This is a genomic window from Acinetobacter sp. EKM10A (assembly GCF_011075215.1).
In the GTDB taxonomy this organism is placed as follows: Bacteria; Pseudomonadota; Gammaproteobacteria; order Pseudomonadales; family Moraxellaceae; genus Acinetobacter; species Acinetobacter baumannii.
Window position 1 is genome coordinate 91247 of sequence record NZ_JAALLK010000011.1, and the last position, 20609, is coordinate 111855.

Below are 20609 nucleotides of genomic sequence, written 5' to 3' on the forward strand. Positions count from 1 at the left end.
ATGACCGAGCAAAAAAGCGCTTTATCTTTACGTTATTATTTAAATTTAGAAGAGTCTCAAGACGGATTTGGCTTGGTGACATTCGGAAAGAAGCAATTCACACGGTTTTTGACACCTGTTATTAGTATTGCAATTATTATTTGGGGCTTATATTTAGGCTTTTCAGGTGTTGGCCGCTACTATGTTGCTTTAGGCGTTTTTTTCTTGGTTATGCAAGGTCTAATGCGCTACTGGCTTTTACCTATGATGTTTAAACGTCAATTTGTACGTTATCAATTTGGTAAGAGCGAGCAAGGAATCGATTTATATCAAGATTATTTTGAGCTCTATGCTGCTGGGCGTAAACAAGCTGTACAGTATAGTGAAGTGCAGACTTTTGCTAAAGGCAAGCTGACTTATATGCTTGAGCTTAAAAATAAAACGGTCATCATTGTACCGAAACGTGCATTTGCTCAGGCCTCAGATCAAACTATATTTGAAAATACATTTAAGAAATAAGTTATTGGAATTATTAGCCGCAACAATAAAGGAAGCTTCATGAAAACACGTCCTTCAAAAATCGTTTGTGTGGGCAGAAGTTATGCTGATCATGTAAAAGAACTGAACAATGCAATGCCAGGACGTCCGGTTTTATTTATCAAACCACCAAGTAGTTTGATTGGTTTAGATGAAGGCATTTCATGGGATCCTGCGTGGGGTAGTTGTCATTTCGAATGTGAATTTGTTTTACGCATTGATCAGCCACTAAAAGGAGAAACTGATCCGCAAAAAGTATTGCAGGCTATTGGTGCAGTGACTTTAGGATTGGATTTAACATTACGTGACTTACAAAATGAGTTAAAAGATAAAGGCCAACCTTGGGAAAGAGCAAAGGCTTTTGATGGTTCATGTGTGCTTGCAGACTGGGTAGATGTAAGTGAAATTACGAACTGGGAAGAGACTAGATTTACTTTCCATATTAATGATGAATTACGTCAAGACGGTAATACTGCTTTGCTCATGTTTAATATTGCTTATCTTTTAGTAGATATTAATCAGGTGTTCTCACTTGAGCCAGGCGATGTCATTATGACGGGTACACCCGCAGGTGTAGGGCCATTAAATGCTGGCGATCAGCTAAAAATGACTTTGAAAGGGGCTACTCAAGATTTTGTTTGGGAAACTTTTGTTAAAGCATAATTTTATTTAAGTTATTAAACTTTAAACCCTATTATTAAACGGATAATAGGGTTTTTTATTATACTCAAAATTAATTTATTGATAGAGCTTTCGGAACTGGTCTGGGGTAAAACCCATCCAACGTTTAAACATATAAATAAATGCCGATGCGCTGGCATAGCCCAAATCAAAAGCGATACTTTCTATGGTTTTTCCTTGATTAAGCATGGTCATTGCTTTCATTACTTATAATCGTTGCCTCCATTCATGTAAAGACATTCCCAGCTCTTTTTGACTGTAACGTGCCAATGTTCTTTCAGTCATATTTATTCGTTCAGCTAATTCTTGCAAGGTGCTGTTATCGGCAGGGCATTGATGTAAATCATTTAGAATTTTTGCTAAAGCTGGATGATCTGTTGTAGGTAAATAACTACCCACTAATTCAGCCTGTATGAGTTGATCTAATAAAACTTGGAGTAGGCGTATATATTCGACTTGGGTTTCATCTTGTGGGTTTTGCCTCAAGTGATCGAGTAAAGCAGGTACAAGTGGGGATGTTAATAGGATACCGGCTTTCTGTGGTAACTTTTGGCACAGACTTTCATGAACATATAAAGTTGCATGAGTCACTTCGTTGCGGTTAATACCACTGTGTTTGGTATAAGGAGGAAGCCAAATACCATAAGGTGGCGGGGTTAAATAATTAATTTGATCAATATTAACTTCGAGTACACCACTAAACGCATAAATAAACTCACCCCATGCATGCGCATGTTGAGGATAAACCGTTTCTGCGGGTGCATTACGAACACGGAACCAAAGCAAATCAGGAATTGCGTTATGAGCCGGAATTTCCTGAAAATCCTGCACACGTTGAGCTGATTTTTTCATCTTTGAAAATTGCCTGAAATTACTTATGTCTTGTCTGTTTTTCACTATATCATTTAAATAAGACAGTTCTATAGTCAGATTTTTCGCTATAAATAAAGGTGCTAAATGGAAGAGCGCAAAAATCTGGATACCAGAGCTTCGGCTTTAATGGTGCTTTTATGTATGGTCTTAGGGCTGCAACAGGTGGTTCTGAAAATAGCAGCACCAGATATTTCGCCGATTATGCAAATCGCTTTACGTTCCGGCTTATCTGCTGTTCTAGTTTTACCTTTATTGTGGCGAGATCATTCGATTCATCTATTTTCTTATAGACAATGCAAAGCTGGCGCTCTTGTTGCTTTATTTTTTTCATTAGAATTTTATTTCGTCACCCAAGCCTTAAAGTTTACCTCTACCTCTCATACAGTAGTTTTACTGTATACCGCTCCAATTTTTGTTGCATTAGGGCTTCATTGGAAATTTCCTACTGAACGTCTGAATCGAGTGCAATGGGGTGGCATTACTCTGGCTTTTATGGGGATCATTCTTACATTTTACCCAACAACCACAGCTACAAATGCGCCAGCTCTAGCACAAGTTTTGTTAGGCGATTTATATGCACTTATGGCTGGGCTTGCATGGGCACTCAGTACAATTATTGTTCGTTTATCTCCTTTAGCTCAAGCGCCGGCAACTCAAACATTGTTTTATCAACTATTTGGCTGTTTTGTTCTACTCTTACTAATCGCTTTTTTAACAAATCAAACAACAATTCATTTCACCACTTTAACGATCCTAAGCTTAAGCTTTCAAACTTTAATCGTATCTTTTGCAAGTTTACTATTATGGTTTTGGTTATTAAGAAATTATCTTGCATCACGATTAGGGATATTTTCTTTTTTAACCCCATTATTTGGTGTGTTATTTAGTATTTTGTTATTAGAGGAAAAACTAGAAATTAAATTTATTTTTGGAAGTATTTTAGTGCTGTCAGGAATAGTCATCATGAGCCTAAAGCAGGGCAAAGCTAACAGCAGCTAAGCCCTGACTTTAGTTGAGTATTATTTCTCTTCAAAAATTGTTGAAAGTGGAATAGAGAGCTTTGCAGCTAAATAATCATTAGACTCTACTAAAGCTGGGCCAATTTTTTCCATCCATTCGTCATCATCATGCACATTTGATACATCCTGACGTAAAGGTAATGGATAAGGCAGTGCAGTGAAGAAGCTCCAAAAGTCGACTTGAGATAAATTGCGGACCAAAACATATTCATCTTTATCGGTACGTTTAACCAGATTTTGCTCTTCTAGTAAGAGAACATAAGCAGGCCAGCGACCAACTTCACCACGACCTAAAATTTCTAATGCTTCTTTATCACTTACGCTTTCACCAAGTTTTTGCTTTTTATAGAATAATTCCAAGATATCGAGCAGCATTAAAACCGGATGTCTTTTTTGCTCTTTGCCTGAATGAAAAGCGGTAAGAGCAAAACTTACCTCGACACCAAGCAATACAATATTCCAAGATAAGAAGACCCATAATAGGAAAATAGGTACTGCTGCAAACGCACCATATATGATTTCATAACTGGTGAAATTTGACATAACAAAGCTAAATAAATTTTTGAGTGTCTCAAATAATGCAGCACTTAAGCATGCAGCAATTGCTGCTGCATATAGGGGAACTGTGCGGTTGGGAATAGTCCAATATAAAATAAAAAAACCTAAAATTGTGAGAACAAAAGAAATAAGCCAGAGTAAAAAGGCGCCATCAAGTTGATAACCTGTGAAGTTATTGCTCAATAAATTCATGGAAGCAACAGTTGATGAAATAACAAATGCACTGCCTAAAATAATTGGACCAAGCGAAATAATGGTCCAGTAACGCATAAAGCCTACAATACCGCTACGGGTTTCTTTTACTCGCCATATTCGGTTAAAAACGGTTTCAATTGAAGTAAGCATTAAAACTGTTGTGACAAAGAGGAATAGCACACCAATTACAGTTAAATTACTGGACTTTTCGGTAAAAGCATTAAGAGCTTTATCAAAAGCAATCGTACTTTTAGGCAAAAAATTACTGTAGATTAAGTGCTGTAACTGTTGTCTGGCAGGTTCCAATGCCTTAATTGAAGAAATAATAACTAAAAATACCGTTAACATAGGTACAACGGCAAAAAGAGTCGTATAGGTGAGGGAGCCGGCTTGTTCACGGCAACGATCCGCTTCAAAACGCTTAATTACGAATAAAATAAATTGAAACCAGGTCTTGTTATAAAAAGGAAGCTTCTTCAAAAAACGTTCTAACATGCGTCATCTATCCCGATTTTTTTAATCATGATGTGGGTGATTGATATTCACCAGTGTATTCGGTTGAGAACACTATCGTTGATGTGGGTAAACTTTAACCTAAAGAATAAAAAAGTATTCTGAAAGTTCTGTATGTATCATCGTAACAAAAGGTAGTAAAAAGCTTTTACCGATATTTGTTACTGTGCCCTTAAAAATCAATCACCTCTAGAATTTCATAAAATTGGCTACGTCAAAAAAACAAAAAATACCGTATAGTGTTCTTTTTAACAAAATTCGTGAAACCGATGCAACCTTACATTCTTGTGCTTTATTACAGTAAATATGGTTCAACTAAAGAAATGGCGCACCTTATTGCGAATGGTGTTGAATCGGCAGGTATGAATGTAAAAATTCGCACAGTACCTAATATTGCAACAGTGGTAACAGAAGCTGAGCCAATCATTCCTGAAGAAGGTGATATTTATTGTACTTTAGAGGAACTGGCCAATTGTGCAGGCCTAGCGCTAGGGTCTCCAACTCGCTTTGGTAATATGGCGAGCGAAATGAAATATTTTTGGGATCAGACTACAAGCCTTTGGTTAAATGGTGCTTTACATAATAAGCCAGCATGCGTTTTTACTTCTTCTGGTTCAATGCATGGTGGGCAAGAAAGTACGTTATTAACGATGTTACCTCCATTATTTCATCATGGTATGATGATTTTAGGATTACCAAACTCTATTCCGGCTTTGTCGAATACTAAAACAGGTGGGACTCCCTATGGCGCAAGCCACGTGAGCGGTCCAAGACATGATCAAAGTTTAAGCCAAGATGAAAAAATTTTATGTGAAGCTCAAGGGAAGCGTTTAGGCGAAATCGTAAAAAAACTTTATTCTTAAATTTATGGCAATAAAAAAGAGCGGGTTTCCGCTCTTTTTTATTTAAACTATTTTATTCTTTTACAAAAGTTACTGTGCCATCAGCAAGTGATTGAACGCGCGCTAATGACTCAACGCGGTAACCTTTTTCAAGTAATAAATCACGGCCTGGTTGGAATGATTTTTCAATCACAATACCCACACCTACAACTTCTGCATTTGCTTGATGAATTAAGTCAATCAAACCAAGCGCAGCTTGACCATTTGCTAAGAAGTCATCAATTACTAAGGCTTTGTCGCTTGAGTTGATGTGCTTATTTGAAATGGCAATGGTACTTTCTGTCTGTTTAGTGAAACTAAACACTTTAGCGCGGTATAAATCGTCTTTTAAAGTAAGCGATTGATATTTGCGAGCAAAAATCACAGGTACACCAAGTTCTAAACCTGCCATGATTGCTGGCGCAATACCTGAAGCTTCAATGGTAATAATCTTGGTAATCCCTGCATCTTTAAAGCGAGCGGCAAATTCTTTACCAATCTGCTGCATGAGTACAGGGTCAATTTGGTGATTTAAGAAAGCGTCGACTTTCAACACTTGATCAGATAGAACGATACCTTCTGTTAAGATTTTCTGTTCTAGTGCGTGCACGGGAGAATCCTCTAGACGGATGCTTTTTAAAGCAAATGCGTATTTTAAAAAGCATCCGAAAAAATGCAAGCTTTAATTCGTTTTACCTGTATAACTTGTTAATAACAAACCATAAGATGTTTTGCCATCAATATGACTAACCTTGACTGGAAGGTAGTCTAATTTCGGAGCTAGCCAGAAAATTGTGCTGCGCTCAGGTTTCTTATGTTGTAAAACAACTTTCACGGTATCAAATGTGCCATAAGAGGTTTTAATTTTCTCGTTGCCTTGTTTAACAAAACGACGATTTTCAACTTCTTTTGCATCGGCTAGAGGGTAAGACGATTTAAGTGAACCATTTTTTAAATCTTCACGAATCTGTAATTCTGCATTTAGCTCATCAAGTACACCTGCCTGCCAAGCGAATGAGCGCGCTTTATCGTCTTTTTTCGTGCTAATAGTCTTATTGCCAGGATTAAAATTAATATTCATTGTGTTGTTATGAATCAAAATTTTACTGGTACGACTAAAGCTTTGTGAACCAATTTTACCGTTTGCAAAACTAAATTTACTTGTTTCACTTGCAGAAGCGATTCCACCTGCTTTTGCTGTGAATTGATAAGTCCAATTATTGCCTTGTTGACTCAATGCACGTGTCGCTGAACCCATACCTTTATTATTGTAGGTAAACTGATAATTTGCCTGAAATGGGCTCATGGCAAGTGCATGGCTAGAGAAACCTGCAATAAGCAAAGTTGTCGAAATACCAGTTGCGATGCTGAATGATTTCAGAAATTTTGTTGCCATAAGTAAATATCCTTGTACAGACTGATAGGTCAGTGCTGATGCATCTATGACTTTTGCATATTATGCCTGTTGATCATGGAGAAAAAATCAGGATTTATGCTAAATATGTAATCTCTTTGTGTTTTTTAACAGTGAATTTCTTTAGTTCATACTGTTGTTATACATCTTTTTGCTGTATTGGCGTAATTTCAGTGTCTTCAAGTTCATCTTCAGAATCATCATCTTGATCACGGGAAAGTAAAGCAGCGAGATTAACATTACCAAAGACAACTAATTCTGCTTCACGTACTCGTGCATAGTTGATATGAACCTTGCCTAAAGTTTCAATAATACTGGCCTTTTTAGCAAACCAACGGTTAAGGTCTAAGAAGATCAAGTCATCTTTTTCTTGGGCTACATCAAATCGCTCTAGAATCATGCCTAGTGGATCTTTTTTTAGAATTTTGTGATAGTAAAAAATAGCCGCTTTTACAGCAATTTTTTGCCAGAAATTTTTATATTTAGCTTCTACAATTTGTGTGTTACTAATTTGCTCAAAAACAATAAGTTGTTGTTCTTTATTAAATTCCATCTGGATAAGTTTTAAGTCGACCGACAAAGTGGTCTCTAAACCTTTAACATGCATTGTGGCATAGAGTCTTAACCAGTCATGATAAAGATCTGCATGTAGATCATCTAAAAACTCGACATTATTAGTCACGTAGCGTTCTAAGGTCGCATTTAGAAAAGTTTGCGATAATGTAAAATCTCTTTCTTCCTCAATGAAGGCTTCAGCTTTTCGGTAGACTTTATGAAGACGTTTGACTAATGAGGAAAATAGCGTTTGCATAAAAGAACTTCCAGAAGATGATTTACTAAAGAATCCACACAATCTTTATTATGATAAAAAACAGGTTTTGATATTGCAGTGTAACAAATTTAATTGATACATTTTGACAAAATGAAAATGGATAAATATCAATATTTGAAGTGAATCACACTTTTATCCATATTTGAATATCAGTTTATGTTTTATTCGGTAATACCGTGGGGAAAAGGCATCTATATGCTTTTAAGATTATGTTGAAAAAAAGAAGTCTATCCATAGAGCCTTTTTATTATTGGTGGCAAGACCGAGTCTTTATCGCTGCAATAATATTAGCAATCTTACTGCATATTTTTGTGTTGCTCATCCATTTTGCGATGCCTGCGCCATCAGAACAATCGACTAAAGAAATTGCAATATCGATTCATCCTACTGAAGATGTAATCAAGCATGCAGACTTTTTAGCTCAAGCCGATCAACAAGGTTCAGGAGCTTTTCGGGCAGCTCATCGGATGTCGAGTAACTCTCCAGCGCCTATGCCAAGTGATGCTTCAACAGGAGAAGCTCAGCTAGAAACTTTAGAAAAAGTGCAGCAACAAAGAGAACTTAAATTTGAAGAAAAAGTACTCATGACTGTATTGAGTTGGCAGAAACAAGCAGAGGAGAGCCAAAGAAAAAAAGCACTTGAACAATTACAAAGTCAGTTTCAGGCAAAAGCTGCCATGGTAGCGAGTCTTGAAGCTCAGTATTTACAACGTCAGCAAGATTTTAGTCGCCAACAAAAAATAAAAACAGTAGATGGTATTCAAGCCAAGAAAGATGCGTCGGCAGCTTATCTAGATAAATTTCGTGAAAAAGTAGAGCTTTATGGCAACCGTTATTATCCAGAAGAAGCGAAACAGCAACAGTTAAAAGGTGAAGTTCGCCTTATGGTAATTTTGAATGCTCAAGGGGGAATTCGTGCAATTCGTTTGCTTGAAAGCTCAGGTCATCCAGTTCTAGATGAAGCAGCAAAGGCATCGGTACGGCGTGGAGCGCCGTTTGGCCGTTTTGATGCAAATATGAAAGATATTTCGGAACTTCGTATTATTCGTACATGGCGTTTTGATCCAGCTGAAGCTGAATTTGAAGTTCATTAATGAAAAAATGTGGATAACTTTTAGGATATCCACATTTTTAAAATGTATTAAGAAGCTGACTGCGTTCTTAATCGTATGAGGGAATTTGATTATTCCTGATATGGGTTGGCAATATTGAGTTTAGCTAAGATTTCGATCTCTAAACCTTCCATTTCTTCAGCATCCTCATCACTTGTTTCATGGTCATAACCAAGTAAATGTAGAACCCCATGAACTAAAAGATGCGCAAAATGATTTTGTGCGGTTTTCTTTTGTTCCAAAGCCTCTTGTAATACCACTGGAATACAAATTACTAAATCACCCAACGGTAATGCGTCGAGCATTGGTAAAACTTCTTCAGGAATATCACTTGGAAAAGACAGAACGTTAGTTGGCTTATCTTTCTCTCGATATTGCAAGTTAAGTTGATGGCTTTCTTCCAAATCAACACATGCGATACCAATTTCGCAATCTTCTTTATAGCCAACGTGGCGTAAAGTTGTCTCAATAATTTTTTTGAGTTGAGCTCGTTTGAGCTCTAACTCAGGGGATTGAAAGTCTTGTTGTAAACTTAAACTGATTTTCAAAATGAATCCTTAAGCATCCTGATGTTGCAAGTCTGCTGCTGTATCGTTTTCAGCAATTAATGCTTCTTGGCGTGCTTTACGTTCAGCACGTGCTTCAGCATTAAGACGCTGTTGTTCACCATCCCACCCCTCATAAGCTTCAACAATTTTTTGAACAAGTTGATGGCGTACTACATCGCGGGAATGGAAACGGGTAATATGAATTTCTTTAATGTTCTCAAGTACGCGAAGAGCGTGTGCCAAACCAGATTGTTGGCCTCGAGGTAAATCTACTTGGGTAATGTCACCTGTAATCACTGCACGAGAGCCAAAACCTAAACGGGTCAAGAACATTTTCATTTGTTCTGGTGTAGTGTTTTGAGCTTCATCCAAAATCACAAATGAATGGTTAAGAGTACGACCACGCATATAAGCAAGTGGTGCAACTTCAATCACTTGACGTTCGATTAACTTGGCTACTTTTTCAAAGCCCAGCATTTCGTAAAGGGCATCGTAAAGAGGACGTAGATATGGGTCGATTTTCTGGGTTAAATCACCAGGTAAGAAACCGAGCTTTTCTCCTGCCTCTACCGCAGGGCGGACAAGTAAAATGCGCTGGATTTCATTACGTTCTAACATGTCCACTGCGGCAGCAACTGCTAAATAAGTTTTACCTGTACCAGCAGGGCCTACACCAAAAGAAATATCGCTTTGTAAAATACGTTGTACATAGCGTTTTTGATTGGCACCACGTGGATTAATGCGACCTTTTCGAGTCTGGAAATAGACATCCATGGGCGCATCATGCTCATCCATTTCTTCGCCAACTAGTTCAAAGTTTCGTTCAGTTTGCGAAGATTGAATCAAGAGGTGTAACAGGTCAGCACTGATTTGTTGGGACGCCTCTGTTTCTTCGTAGAGTCGTTGCAATAACGCTTCGGCTCTCCCAACAGCATCTATCTCACCATCTATGTAAAAAACATCTCCACGATGAGTAATTTTGACATCTAAACGCTGTTCAATTTGCTTAAGGTGCCCATTATAGGCACCCAAGATGCTCTTTAAACGTTCCATTGAAATTTCAGGAAATGTTACGGTACGTCGAATCGCTGCAGTCAAGAGAAAACCTTTCAGTAGACTTTAGAATACCTCTACATTACGCCACGTCAGGCTCAAGATTCAAGAGTTCGCCGTAAACTAAATTTAAAGTTTTAATTTCAGTAATCTCAATCTCTGCAAAACGACCAACCCACGATGCATCGCCTACAAAAGTCACTAAACGTGTATTGTCTGCTGTACCTACTAAAATATTAGGGTCTTGATCAGATACTTTTTCAATAAGTACACGTTCAATTTTGCCAAGCATTGCGTCAGTTTTTTCAATACTAGATTGCTTAATGACTTGTTGAACTTGTGCTAAACGTTCTTTTTTAACGTGTTCAGGGGTTGTATCTGGTAAGTCAGATGCTGGTGTACCTGGGCGTTTTGAGTAAACAAAGCTATAAGAATGATCAAAGTCTAAGTCTTTGATAAATTGCAATGTTTCTGCAAAATTTTCATCCGTTTCACCAGGGAAACCAATGATGAAATCGCTCGATAAATGCATATCAGGGCGTATTTTGCGTAACTTGGCAATCTTATCGATGTATACATCAATCGTGTGATTTCGCTTCATTGCTTTGAGTACATCGTTAGATCCACTTTGTACTGGCAAATGTAAGTGTGAAACCATTTGAGGTAAATCTTCATAACACTGAATAAGTTCATCAGAGAACTCAAGTGGATGTGAAGTTGTATAACGTAAACGGCCAATACCTGGAATTTCTGCAACGAGTCGTAACAATTCAGGGAAGGTACAAATGCCACCTTCGAATGTTTCGCCACGATATCCGTTTACATTTTGACCAAGTAAGCTGATTTCACGGACACCTTTTTCAGCAAGACCTGCGATTTCTGCAAGAACATCATCAAGTGGACGTGAAACTTCTTCACCACGAGTGTATGGAACAACACAGAAAGAGCAGTATTTAGAGCAACCTTCCATAATAGAAACGAATGCTTTAAAACCTTCTACGCGTGGTTCAGGTAAGAAGTCGAATTTTTCAATATCAGGGAATGAAATGTCAACGAGCTTAATTTTTTCTTTTTTTGGCTTTTCCACTTGTGCGTGATGTTGATCAAGCATTTGCGGTAAACGGTGTAAGGTTTGTGGACCAAAAATCATGTCGACATAAGGTGCACGTTTTTGAATATTGTCACCTTCTTGAGAAGCAACACATCCACCCACTCCAATAACAAGATCAGGATTTTGTTCTTTTAGTTTACGCCAACGGCCTAATTCACTAAATACTTTCTCTTGTGCTTTTTCACGAATAGAGCAAGTATTCATGAGCAGAATGTCTGCTTCATTAGGGTTATTCGTTAACACATAACCATGAGAATCCCCCAAAAGGTCTGCCATACGGTGACTGTCATACTCATTCATCTGACACCCTTGAGTTTCAATATATAGTTTCTTTATTGAAACATCAGTGGTGTGCGTTGGCTGGGTAACAGTGTTTTCTGAGGCAGCTTTGGCACCATTGGGAATGAAGGTTTGAACCGTCATGCAGGCTCCTAACAGATCGATCTAGTTAAATAATAAAATGACCCAAAACGGGTCAAACCAATCATTATAGCAGTATTTTGAGCAGAACAGATAACAATAAACTCCCATAAGCTACACATGATTTATGGAGACAAATGACATGAATTTTAATGATGTTGAATCAGATAGTTACATAACACAACAAAAGAAAGCATGAAGAATAATTAAACTATGCCTAAAGGTGGATAGTCAGGATTTAACGCATTTATGAGACCAGGTAAAAAGAGCTCATCAAACAAGAGTCGTGTGATGAAAAATAAATATGCACATCGTAGCTGGTTAGGAGCTGTGTGTTTACTTGGTTGTTCATTATCTTATGCTGCAGAAGAACAATTTAACGATGCACTAAATGCCGCCAATAGTGGTAATACTGCATTGTTAGATCAATATCAGCTTGCAATGCAAAATGATGTGTTGGGCTACTATCCTGAATATTGGAAATTAAACACAAATTTAGGCTTTCAATCGCCGACATCAATTGTAAGCTTCGCACAGCGCTATCCACAGTCTGCTATGGCAGAAAAGCTGGCCGCGGATTATGTTGAAGAAAAAGTTAAACAAGCTGACTTTGCATCTGCACAACCAATCTTGCCTTATGTTTCGAATCCTGACCAAGCCGAAAATTGTGCTTTAGCGCAGGTGAGAGCTAAAAGTGGTGATGCATTAGTTTTTGCTGAATATAAAGATGTATGGTTAGCCACTGAATCGCAACCAGAATCATGTATTGGACTTGGCCGTATGATGCTGTCTAGTCCATTAATGAGTACACAAGACAAGCAGCAGCGTCTTTGGGTACAGTTACGTGCAGGTTTATCTGGACAGGCGCTTGCTACAGCGCAGACTTTGAGTTTGAATTTGTCTTTGGCTCAGCTCAATCAGATTCAGGCGAATCCACTGAATTACTTGTGGTCAGCACCAAAAACCAATGATGTAGATTATGCCTATTTAATTTTTGCACTAGGTCGTTTAGCAAATAATGATTTAGGTAATGCTTTTGCAAATGTACAGCGTGTAGCGCAAGGTACTCCAGAGAGCGTGCAAAAGTATCTCTATCGAACCGTAGCCTATATTGGTGGAACTACGGTAATGAAAAACAACTTTAACCGTGAAGTCCTTCAATATTTTGACGCAAGTTATGGCTATCCGTTAAGTCCTGAAGAAGCTGAAATTTATGCACGACAAGCTATTCGTTTTAGTGCCTGGGAAAGTTTAATTCGTGCAATTGATAGTATGTCGGTTTCACAAAAACAAGAAGATCGCTGGCAATATTGGTTAGCGCGTGCGACAGAGCAACGTGGCGATAGTAATTCTAAAAACACGGCACAACGTATTTATAAAAAATTAGCTGAAAGTGGGGATGATTATCACAACCTTCTTGCAAAAGACCGTTTAGGCGTACGATATAATCATCAGCCGTATAATGATGAGCCAACTGCAAGTGATTTACGCCGTCTAGATCAAAATATTCACTTTAATCGTGCATTTACTTTAAGACGGATTAATGCCAACCCAACCTATACTAACCGAGAGTGGAACTGGGCTGTTCGTCAAGCATATCTTCAGCATGATGATGGATTACTATTAGCGGCGGCAAAACGTGCTCATGATATGGGATGGTATGACCGCGCGATTTATGCGGCAGATCGTACAACGAATAAACATAATGATACGTATCGTTATGTGACCCCGCATAAGACCAATGTCGTAAGCCATAGTTACAATGCTGGAATTGATCCTGCTTGGGCTTATGGTTTAATGCGTCAAGAAAGCCGATTTGTTACCTCGGCACGCTCTCATGTAGGTGCTGGTGGACTTATGCAAATTATGCCAGATACGGCAAAGTTGATTGCTCGCCAGATGGGAGAAACATATAATCCGGCAGCGTTAAGTGAAATGAACACCAATATTCGTTATGGGACATTTTATTTATCGATGATTCAAGGGCAATTAAGTAATAACCCTGTTTTAGCAACGGCAGGTTATAATGCTGGGCCGAATCGGGCAAGACGTTGGCAACCTGATTATCAACCGATTGAGGCTGATCAATATACAGAAACCATTCCATTGCTTGAGACCAGAGATTATGTCAAGCATGTCATGACGAATGCGACGCATTATGGAGTGATATTAGGTCAAGGTGCTCAATCATTAATACAACGTATGAAAGTCATTCCAACGCGATCATCACCTTAGTTTTAGATGATGAATGATGGAACATTCTTTTAATTGGCATAACCAAGTTTTAATTAAATGAAATATAGAGACCTAGGACTTCAATCAATATCGCAACTTGCATGGTGGATCATCTGTGCAAGCGTTGGTTTGTTGAGTTCTGTTTTACATGCGGAACCTGTTAACGTGCAAGGTTATGTTATGCATGTACAGATGACGCCTGCTATTTGTGCGCTAGATCCTTCTAAACAAAAGCAGCGTAAATGTCTTGAAGGATATTCGCTTACGATTACTGGTTTAATGCCTGAAACCACCAGAACTGACTGTTCAACACAAAGCTCAGCTACACTGTCACCACTGCAAGCTAAGGTGGTCGCTCGGGTGATGCCCGACAATAATGCTCGTGTGCAACTCTGGAGAAGTGTGGGTGGCTGTGTGCCTATGAATGCAAGTCAATATTTCCGTACGATTATTAACTTTGCTGAACGTTTAAAAATACCTGCTAATCTAACCAGCTCTACTAATGTGGAAATGCAGCAATCTACATTACGTCAACAATTTACCAAGCTTAATCCGAGCTTACCTCAAAATGGTATTCGCTTCACTTGTCAGCTCTCACGCTCTGATGTCGTACTAACAGAAGTTAAAGTTTGTTACACGGTAAATGGTCAATATAAGCAATGCTCAAATCACGTTGTCTCTAATTGCCCAAGTGAAATTACCATTAAAGGCAGTTATTAAGAGCAATGATCATTTCATAAAAAAATGCTGACCATACATTGAATCTATTTGTAAAGATTAATTTGTATTTTCTATCAGACTTTTGGTGAAAATGAGTCGCTTTTACATGCATCTGCCACTTCTTTAGAGTACAATCTTTGCCGTTTATGATGATTTGGTTAAGTAGAATCGCTACTTAACCCGATTAAGGACACTCATTGGAGACAATTACATGAAGCAACCCGTTCGTGTTGCCGTGACTGGCGCTGCAGGTCAAATTGGTTACAGCTTATTATTCCGTATCGCAAGCGGTGAAATGCTAGGTAAAGATCAACCTGTTATTTTACAATTGCTTGAAGTTCCAGTTGAAAAAGCACAACAAGCGCTTAAAGGCGTAATGATGGAACTTGATGACTGTGCTTTCCCTTTATTGGCTGGCATGATCGGGACTGATGATCCTAAAGTTGCATTTAAAGATGCTGACTATGCGTTATTGGTAGGTTCTCGTCCACGTGGTCCTGGTATGGAACGTGCTGACTTGTTAAAAGTTAACGGCGAAATCTTCATTGGCCAAGGTCAAGCATTAAACGAAGTTGCTAGCCGTGACGTTAAAGTATTAGTTGTAGGTAATCCTGCAAACACGAATGCTTACATTGCGATGAAATCTGCTCCAGATCTTCCAGCGAAAAACTTCACAGCAATGTTGCGTCTTGACCACAACCGTGCGTTGACTCAAGTTGCTCAAAAAGCTGGTGTTGCTGTAGCTGACATCGAAAAATTAACAGTTTGGGGTAACCACTCTCCAACTATGTATGCTGACTACCGTTTTGCAACTGCAAATGGTGAAAGCTTAAAAGACAAGATCAACGATCCAGCTTGGAACAAAGACGTATTCCTTCCAACTGTTGGTAAACGTGGTGCTGCGATTATCGAAGCGCGTGGTTTGTCTTCTGCTGCTTCTGCTGCTAACGCTGCAATCGACCATATGCGTGATTGGGCACTTGGTACAAACGGCAAGTGGGTAACTATGGGTGTTCCTTCTGACGGTTCTTATGGTATTCCTGAAGGCGTTATGTTCGGTTTCCCTGTAACAACTGAAAACGGTGAATACAAAATCGTTCAAGGTTTAGAAATCGATGAATTCAGCCGTGAGCGTATCAACTTCACTCTAAACGAGCTTGAAGAAGAACGTGCAGCAATTGCTGACATGGTAAAATAATTCATCAGTTTGATGAGTTGGAAAGCACTCTCTTGTAGGGTGCTTTTTTATATGTGAAATTTAATAAGAACACACAAAAAACAACAAGAAAATATAGGCATAGATATGCAACTCACATCTATTGTTGTTAGATTATTGAAAAGAAGCCATGGGAGAATAACAATGTTTGAACAACAACCGACATTACAACTTTTATTTGAGCAATTGGGTTTAGATTCTGATGATGCAAGTATTGAAAATTTTATCAGAACGCATCAATTGCCGGCTGAACAGAAGTTACATGAGGCCTCTTTCTGGTCCCAAGGTCAAAGTGATTTTTTAAAAAGTCATTGGGAAAAAGATGATGAGTGGATTGTAGTTATTGATGAGCTGAATGAGCAATTACATGAAGATAGTGTGAAAAAATAACAAATGAAAAAGGCCTGTTATAGTTAACAGGCCTTTTTCATTAATAAGTTAGTGAGTTCTTAACTTAATTAAATTTTTATACCATGGTTCATGACGTACCGGATTAAATATAGGATGTTCATGAAGCAACTCAAGATCACATTGAGCAGTTGATAAATATTTTGTGAGCCAATGACGAGTTAGTGCAGACTCTTGCTGTGCTGCTGACGCATAAGCCAAGAAAAAATATATATCGCCATGTTGATGATGAGCTAGAGGTTTCAAAATTTGCTGAGCAATCAGCGCAAAACGTTTTTCCTTATTTAACTCAAAATAAAGCATATAAGCTTTAGCTAAATGCAGCGATAGGTTTAAATACAAACTCATTGGCATCTCTTCATATTCCATACGAGCTTGTTCCAGCAAAACAATGGCTTCTTGCAAGAAGTGTATTTGTTCTTGGCGAACACGGCTTAACGTAACGAGCTGCATACGTAATTCTGCACGCTCCAAAGCAAGCTCGGGCGTATTCTCAGTTAAATAGAGTTGGTCTGTTTCACCAATTCTGGACACAATCGCTTTTGTTTCAATAGACATACGCCTTCGCCTTTTTAATCAATATCTTTTATATCGGGTCCGTTTAAGAAATTTAAAGAGCTTTATTTTAAACCCAAATTGAGTTTCCGCTACGAAGCCAAGCAGTAATAGAGAGGCGCTGCTGTTTAGAAACTAAAACTTCATGAAGCAAATTGCTCTGGAATATAACTAAGCGATTAGGCTCTGGTGTGATAATGTGCCAAATATTGTTTTTATCTTGTAAGCGTAATTGTCCACCCCAGTCATCTTGCCATTGAGGGTGTAAATAATAAACGGTAGACATAATACGATCATTTTTTTGCTGAGGATTATCTCGATGTAATGCGTAGAATTCACCCGGGTTATAACAGGCAAAATGTGCTTCTACTTCTTTAATCCCTAAAAAGAAAGCTTGATTTAGATGCTGGCAAAATGAAGTTAATGTTTCTACATGCTGCTCAGCCACAGGAAGAGATTCGTTAATCCATAAAATATGATCGCTTCGGATCGTACTCACCACACCATTTTGAATACCCGCTTCTCGAAACTCATCAAAGTGATGGCTACACTCTTTGGCAACATGAGTATGATATTCAGCAGAATAAGCGTGGTTCACAATTGCGAAACCATGGGCGTTTAAGTCATCTAAAATCTGGTCCAGATTCCAGCAGTCAGGAAGCGGTTGAGAGTGCATATAACCTCATATCGATCGTAAGAAAATCAAGCAGCCTTATTTTAGATGATCACAACCTTACGAAAGAATATTTTTTTCATGTTAAACTAATCGTTGAATTGAGGAATTAAAGTCAACATGAATTACCGTCACCATTTCCATGCGGGCAACTTTGCAGATGTTATGAAGCATGTGCTTTTGCTACAGCTTCTCAACCGTTTAAATGCTAAAGATAAACCTTATCGTTATATCGATACGCATGGAGGTGCAGGAAAATATGATCTATCTCAGGCACCTGCACAAAAGTCAGGAGAATTCCTAACAGGTATTCATCGTCTTGTACAGCTTTCTGACATGGAAAAGCGCCAAGCTCCTGAAGCCATCCAGCAATACCTAAAACTTGTAGAAGAATTACGTGCTCAAGAAGGTAAGGGAAGTTATCCGGGCTCTCCGTGGTTTGCTTTGCAAGGTATGCGTGAAATTGATAAGGCTACAATATTTGAAATGCAGCGTGATGTATTTCAACAATTACGCCATAACATTCATGATAAACGTGCAGGTTTGCATGAGCGTGATGCATATGAAGGCTTGCTTGCCGTAATTCCACCAAAGGAAAAGCGCGGTTTAGTGATGATTGATCCACCTTACGAATTAGAGCGTAAGGATTTCCCGCAATTGGTTGAACTTTTACAAAGCGCTTATAAAAAATGGCCAACAGGTGTCTTCGCGGTTTGGTATCCAATTAAAGATCGCGCAATGATTGAACGTTTTGAAAAGAAAATGTTTAAAACTGGAATTCGCCGTCAATTAATCTGTGAAATTTGTGTTTGGCCAGATGACACACCTGTAGGTTTGAATGGTTGTGGATTATTAGTAATTAACCCACCTTGGCAGTTCTCCGAACAAGCAGATCAAGCCCTACAATGGTTATTCCCTCACTTACGTATGCAAGAAACAGGTGGTCATGCCGCTGTACGTTGGTTAGTGGGTGAGTAATAATTAATCTAAATCAATGCACATGTTTGGAATAGAAAATAATGACAAATGCGCCTAAACCAGAGCAAGATTTAACTCATAATGAACATTCTTTTGATGGGATTACGTTCGAAGTGGTTGAAGAAGAAGATAATCCGGAAGGACAAAAAGTGAAGCGCAGAGGTATTTACCTTTGGCCTAACTTAATCACGACAGCCGCTTTGTTGTCTGGTTTCTATTCCATTATTGCAAGTATGAATGGCGAATTTGCTCAAGCGATTTATGCCATTTTTCTTGCAGCATTATTTGATGGGTTAGATGGACGCGTTGCCAGAGCTATTGGTGCCCAAAGTGCTTTTGGTGAGCAATATGACTCTTTATCAGATTTGTTAGCATTTGGTGTAGCGCCAGCAATGCTAATGTATAGCTGGAGTCTACATGACTTAGGCCGTATCGGTTTGGCATGCTGTTTTGTTTATACCGCTTGTGCCGCGTTCCGTTTAGCACGATTTAATGTTCAGATTGGAGTGGTTGATAAGCGTTATTTTATTGGTATTGCTAGCCCACTCGCCGCGATTATCATTATTTCACTCGTATGGGTAGCTCGTGATTATCCGTTCATTTTTGATTTACGCGATATTGCTATTCAAACCATTAATGCGGTTATCATGGTGGTTGTGGGACTACTTATGATTTCTAATATTAAATATTACTCATTTAAGCAAATGGATCGTAAGCGTGTTCCTTTTGTAGTTATGTTGCCAGTAGTACTGATTTTTGCAGCAATCACTTATAATATTCCAATGGGTATTTTGATTGTATCAATCATCTATGCTCTATCAGGTTTTGTTACCACACTTTTAGCTAAAAAAAATAACGAGACCATCAAAACATAAAATTAGATGAGGTTCGGTATGCCTAAGTTGATAAGTGAAAAAAATCAATTACAGCAACTGAGCCTCAACTCAAATGGGGGAGTTGTCTATCAGCCCGCTAGAGGTTTTTTTAAAGTTGTCTATCAAGGTTTAATTCTCCCTAACCTGCCTGCACCACTTCGTTACTTTAATTACATTAGTCTAATCGGTCAGCCTAGAATCCCTCTTTGCTATAATGCAAATAGTATTGTGACTTCTGCAGTTGATACAGCAACCGTACTGGTTAGCAATAGCTTACATAGTGTAGGGCACTTAAAAACTTATTCCATTCGACGCCAATGTCAGCTTAATCCTAGTCGGTATCAATTCGATAAAACTGATCTTATTGAGTGGCAAATCCCAAGAGTTCAGCTTAGACGAATCGATTCTGAAATGAGTTGTGATTTAATCGTCCAAACTCCTTCCGATATTTCGAATTCATCAGCATTGCAGTGGGGAATATCTGACTATTGGTCTATTTTGTGCCACTGTGAAGGTGAGATTTTATATAAAGGACAGAAATATGAGGTCAATGGATTAGGCCGTTTTAAACATGCTCGGGCCTTACATTTACCTTTTTTATCTTTATGTTTTTATACCTGCCAAATTATTAATTTGAATGAAACAACTCAAGTTACACTTTCTCAAATAAGAAATCAGTGGAATATCATTCTATTTTCACGTTTAGATATTCAAGAACTAGGAAAGCAGCCCGTCACGTTTACCGAAGATGTTAATTTCCACATCCACCGGGTTTATCCAAAAGTTGAAACACCGCATGGGCGAGAAATGTATTTACCAAGAGAGTTTTCTTGGCAATGTAAAAAAAATGAAAAAGTTATTTTTGAACTCTATGGTGAAAGTCGTGGTGATTACAAATTTGGGTTAGCTGCTGGATACATAGGAAGTTTTCGTTATCAATTAAGTTGGAATGATCAATGTCTTCAAGGAGAAGGTGGATATTGTGAATACATTGATTGTCGACCTTTAAGATGGCAAGAAAAGAATCAAAACGAAAAAATGCTCGATAAATTGCTGCTTTTACAGCCGTGTTTATATAAAAAATGAATATTTTTATCATTTTTGGGTAAAAAACGACCGCTTAATATGAATTGCTATAAAAAGGGGTTGCAAAGGGTTATTAATGGTCTATAATGCACATCCATCGGCGGTGATGCAGATAGAAACTTGTTGAAAAACAGTTA

20 protein-coding genes and 2 pseudogenes are annotated in these 20609 nt (G+C 38.3%); 12 read left to right on the forward strand and 10 right to left on the reverse strand.

The annotated features are described in order from the left end of the window. Positions 1-498: a YcxB family protein gene (locus G9371_RS13930; protein ID WP_000139385.1), complete on the forward strand. Its 498-nt coding sequence runs from the start codon at positions 1-3 to the stop codon at positions 496-498. A gap of 39 nt (positions 499-537) precedes the next feature. Then, positions 538-1179: a fumarylacetoacetate hydrolase family protein gene (locus tag G9371_RS13935; RefSeq protein ID WP_029424141.1), complete on the forward strand. Its 642-nt coding sequence runs from the start codon at positions 538-540 to the stop codon at positions 1177-1179. 75 nt (positions 1180-1254) lie between these two features. On the opposite strand, the pseudogene G9371_RS13940 reads toward G9371_RS13935, so the two are convergent. Beyond that, a pseudogene (locus G9371_RS13940) lies at positions 1255-2049 on the reverse strand (AraC family transcriptional regulator). 105 nt (positions 2050-2154) lie between these two features. On the opposite strand from G9371_RS13940, the gene G9371_RS13945 reads away from it, so the two are divergent. Then, positions 2155-3069, forward strand: coding sequence for a DMT family transporter (locus G9371_RS13945; RefSeq protein ID WP_017725593.1), 915 nt, complete (start codon positions 2155-2157; stop codon positions 3067-3069). A gap of 20 nt (positions 3070-3089) precedes the next feature. Here G9371_RS13945 and G9371_RS13950 read toward each other — a convergent pair whose 3' ends face one another. After that, positions 3090-4337: a YihY family inner membrane protein gene (locus G9371_RS13950; RefSeq protein ID WP_000893466.1), complete on the reverse strand. Its 1248-nt coding sequence runs from the start codon at positions 4335-4337 to the stop codon at positions 3090-3092. A gap of 287 nt (positions 4338-4624) precedes the next feature. Here G9371_RS13950 and wrbA point away from each other — a divergent pair, with 287 nt between their 5' ends. After that, positions 4625-5218: an NAD(P)H:quinone oxidoreductase gene (gene wrbA / locus G9371_RS13955; RefSeq protein WP_029424142.1), complete on the forward strand. Its 594-nt coding sequence runs from the start codon at positions 4625-4627 to the stop codon at positions 5216-5218. A gap of 52 nt (positions 5219-5270) precedes the next feature. Here wrbA and G9371_RS13960 read toward each other — a convergent pair whose 3' ends face one another. The 3 genes from G9371_RS13960 to G9371_RS13970 form a co-directional block, all read right to left on the reverse strand. After that, positions 5271-5846 (reverse strand): xanthine phosphoribosyltransferase, encoded by a 576-nt coding sequence (locus G9371_RS13960; protein ID WP_000543071.1) that lies wholly within the window; start codon positions 5844-5846, stop codon positions 5271-5273. Between the two features lie 72 nt (positions 5847-5918). Beyond that, positions 5919-6632, reverse strand: coding sequence for a DUF3108 domain-containing protein (locus G9371_RS13965; RefSeq protein WP_029424143.1), 714 nt, complete (start codon positions 6630-6632; stop codon positions 5919-5921). Positions 6633-6789: 157 nt separating this feature from the next. Beyond that, complete coding sequence (locus G9371_RS13970) at positions 6790-7461, reverse strand: hypothetical protein (RefSeq protein ID WP_001193961.1); 672 nt, start codon at positions 7459-7461, stop codon at positions 6790-6792. A gap of 230 nt (positions 7462-7691) precedes the next feature. Between G9371_RS13970 and G9371_RS13975 the strand changes: the two genes are divergently transcribed. After that, positions 7692-8576, forward strand: coding sequence for an energy transducer TonB (locus G9371_RS13975; RefSeq protein WP_029424144.1), 885 nt, complete (start codon positions 7692-7694; stop codon positions 8574-8576). A gap of 89 nt (positions 8577-8665) precedes the next feature. On the opposite strand, the gene ybeY is transcribed toward G9371_RS13975, so the two are convergent. Genes ybeY through miaB form a run of 3 tightly spaced genes read right to left on the reverse strand, consistent with a single transcriptional unit; the run spans position 8666 to position 11729 of the window. After that, entirely contained in the window at positions 8666-9142 is a 477-nt protein-coding gene (gene ybeY / locus G9371_RS13980) for an rRNA maturation RNase YbeY (RefSeq protein ID WP_000703571.1), read from the reverse strand. A 9-nt stretch (positions 9143-9151) separates the two neighbouring features. Next, the gene (locus tag G9371_RS13985; protein ID WP_000122983.1) at positions 9152-10240 is read right to left on the reverse strand and encodes a PhoH family protein; all 1089 of its coding nucleotides are present in this window, start codon (positions 10238-10240) and stop codon (positions 9152-9154) included. A gap of 37 nt (positions 10241-10277) precedes the next feature. Continuing rightward, complete coding sequence (gene miaB, locus G9371_RS13990) at positions 10278-11729, reverse strand: tRNA (N6-isopentenyl adenosine(37)-C2)-methylthiotransferase MiaB (RefSeq protein ID WP_000218141.1); 1452 nt, start codon at positions 11727-11729, stop codon at positions 10278-10280. Positions 11730-12017: 288 nt separating this feature from the next. Between miaB and G9371_RS13995 the strand changes: the two genes are divergently transcribed. From G9371_RS13995 to G9371_RS14010, 4 genes are all read left to right on the forward strand, one after another. Further along, positions 12018-13961: a lytic transglycosylase domain-containing protein gene (locus tag G9371_RS13995; protein ID WP_029424145.1), complete on the forward strand. Its 1944-nt coding sequence runs from the start codon at positions 12018-12020 to the stop codon at positions 13959-13961. A gap of 57 nt (positions 13962-14018) precedes the next feature. Next, positions 14019-14681 carry a hypothetical protein gene (locus G9371_RS14000; protein WP_000877279.1) on the forward strand — a complete coding sequence of 221 codons (663 nt, stop codon included), beginning with the start codon at positions 14019-14021 and terminating at the stop codon, positions 14679-14681. A 211-nt stretch (positions 14682-14892) separates the two neighbouring features. Next, on the forward strand, positions 14893-15879 hold the full coding sequence (locus tag G9371_RS14005; RefSeq protein WP_000813006.1) for a malate dehydrogenase: 987 nt from the start codon (positions 14893-14895) through the stop codon (positions 15877-15879). A 162-nt stretch (positions 15880-16041) separates the two neighbouring features. Further along, positions 16042-16287, forward strand: coding sequence for a DUF2789 family protein (locus G9371_RS14010; protein WP_000462894.1), 246 nt, complete (start codon positions 16042-16044; stop codon positions 16285-16287). Between the two features lie 48 nt (positions 16288-16335). On the opposite strand, the gene G9371_RS14015 is transcribed toward G9371_RS14010, so the two are convergent. Both G9371_RS14015 and G9371_RS14020 read right to left on the reverse strand, forming a co-directional pair. Next, the gene (locus G9371_RS14015) at positions 16336-16863 is read right to left on the reverse strand and encodes a hypothetical protein (protein WP_000021434.1); all 528 of its coding nucleotides are present in this window, start codon (positions 16861-16863) and stop codon (positions 16336-16338) included. A gap of 67 nt (positions 16864-16930) precedes the next feature. After that, entirely contained in the window at positions 16931-17536 is a 606-nt protein-coding gene (locus G9371_RS14020; protein ID WP_165471283.1) for a 2OG-Fe(II) oxygenase, read from the reverse strand. 117 nt (positions 17537-17653) lie between these two features. On the opposite strand from G9371_RS14020, the gene G9371_RS14025 reads away from it, so the two are divergent. The 3 genes and pseudogenes from G9371_RS14025 (at position 17654) to G9371_RS14035 (ending at position 20515) form a co-directional block, all read left to right on the forward strand. Next, the gene (locus tag G9371_RS14025) at positions 17654-18511 is read left to right on the forward strand and encodes a 23S rRNA (adenine(2030)-N(6))-methyltransferase RlmJ (protein WP_001109438.1); all 858 of its coding nucleotides are present in this window, start codon (positions 17654-17656) and stop codon (positions 18509-18511) included. A 41-nt stretch (positions 18512-18552) separates the two neighbouring features. After that, positions 18553-19386: a CDP-diacylglycerol--serine O-phosphatidyltransferase gene (gene pssA / locus G9371_RS14030; protein ID WP_000180205.1), complete on the forward strand. Its 834-nt coding sequence runs from the start codon at positions 18553-18555 to the stop codon at positions 19384-19386. Positions 19387-19404: 18 nt separating this feature from the next. Continuing rightward, positions 19405-20515, forward strand: a pseudogene (locus tag G9371_RS14035) (DUF6670 family protein). The last annotated feature ends 94 nt before the right edge of the window (positions 20516-20609 follow it).

What these genes read in the sequence shown, in the direction of transcription:
- G9371_RS13930 (WP_000139385.1), top strand. Translation starts at nt 1, where the DNA reads ATGACCGAGCAAAAAAGCGCTTTATCTTTACGTTATTATTTAAATTTA.
- G9371_RS13935 (WP_029424141.1), top strand. Translation starts at nt 538, where the DNA reads ATGAAAACACGTCCTTCAAAAATCGTTTGTGTGGGCAGAAGTTATGCT.
- G9371_RS13945 (WP_017725593.1), top strand. Translation starts at nt 2,155, where the DNA reads ATGGAAGAGCGCAAAAATCTGGATACCAGAGCTTCGGCTTTAATGGTG.
- G9371_RS13950 (WP_000893466.1), bottom strand. Translation starts at nt 4,337, where the DNA reads ATGTTAGAACGTTTTTTGAAGAAGCTTCCTTTTTATAACAAGACCTGG.
- wrbA (WP_029424142.1), top strand. Translation starts at nt 4,625, where the DNA reads ATGCAACCTTACATTCTTGTGCTTTATTACAGTAAATATGGTTCAACT.
- G9371_RS13965 (WP_029424143.1), bottom strand. Translation starts at nt 6,632, where the DNA reads ATGGCAACAAAATTTCTGAAATCATTCAGCATCGCAACTGGTATTTCG.
- G9371_RS13970 (WP_001193961.1), bottom strand. Translation starts at nt 7,461, where the DNA reads ATGCAAACGCTATTTTCCTCATTAGTCAAACGTCTTCATAAAGTCTAC.
- G9371_RS13975 (WP_029424144.1), top strand. Translation starts at nt 7,692, where the DNA reads ATGTTGAAAAAAAGAAGTCTATCCATAGAGCCTTTTTATTATTGGTGG.
- miaB (WP_000218141.1), bottom strand. Translation starts at nt 11,729, where the DNA reads ATGACGGTTCAAACCTTCATTCCCAATGGTGCCAAAGCTGCCTCAGAA.
- G9371_RS13995 (WP_029424145.1), top strand. Translation starts at nt 12,018, where the DNA reads ATGAAAAATAAATATGCACATCGTAGCTGGTTAGGAGCTGTGTGTTTA.
- G9371_RS14000 (WP_000877279.1), top strand. Translation starts at nt 14,019, where the DNA reads ATGAAATATAGAGACCTAGGACTTCAATCAATATCGCAACTTGCATGG.
- G9371_RS14005 (WP_000813006.1), top strand. Translation starts at nt 14,893, where the DNA reads ATGAAGCAACCCGTTCGTGTTGCCGTGACTGGCGCTGCAGGTCAAATT.
- G9371_RS14010 (WP_000462894.1), top strand. Translation starts at nt 16,042, where the DNA reads ATGTTTGAACAACAACCGACATTACAACTTTTATTTGAGCAATTGGGT.
- G9371_RS14015 (WP_000021434.1), bottom strand. Translation starts at nt 16,863, where the DNA reads ATGTCTATTGAAACAAAAGCGATTGTGTCCAGAATTGGTGAAACAGAC.
- G9371_RS14020 (WP_165471283.1), bottom strand. Translation starts at nt 17,536, where the DNA reads ATGCACTCTCAACCGCTTCCTGACTGCTGGAATCTGGACCAGATTTTA.
- G9371_RS14025 (WP_001109438.1), top strand. Translation starts at nt 17,654, where the DNA reads ATGAATTACCGTCACCATTTCCATGCGGGCAACTTTGCAGATGTTATG.
- pssA (WP_000180205.1), top strand. Translation starts at nt 18,553, where the DNA reads ATGACAAATGCGCCTAAACCAGAGCAAGATTTAACTCATAATGAACAT.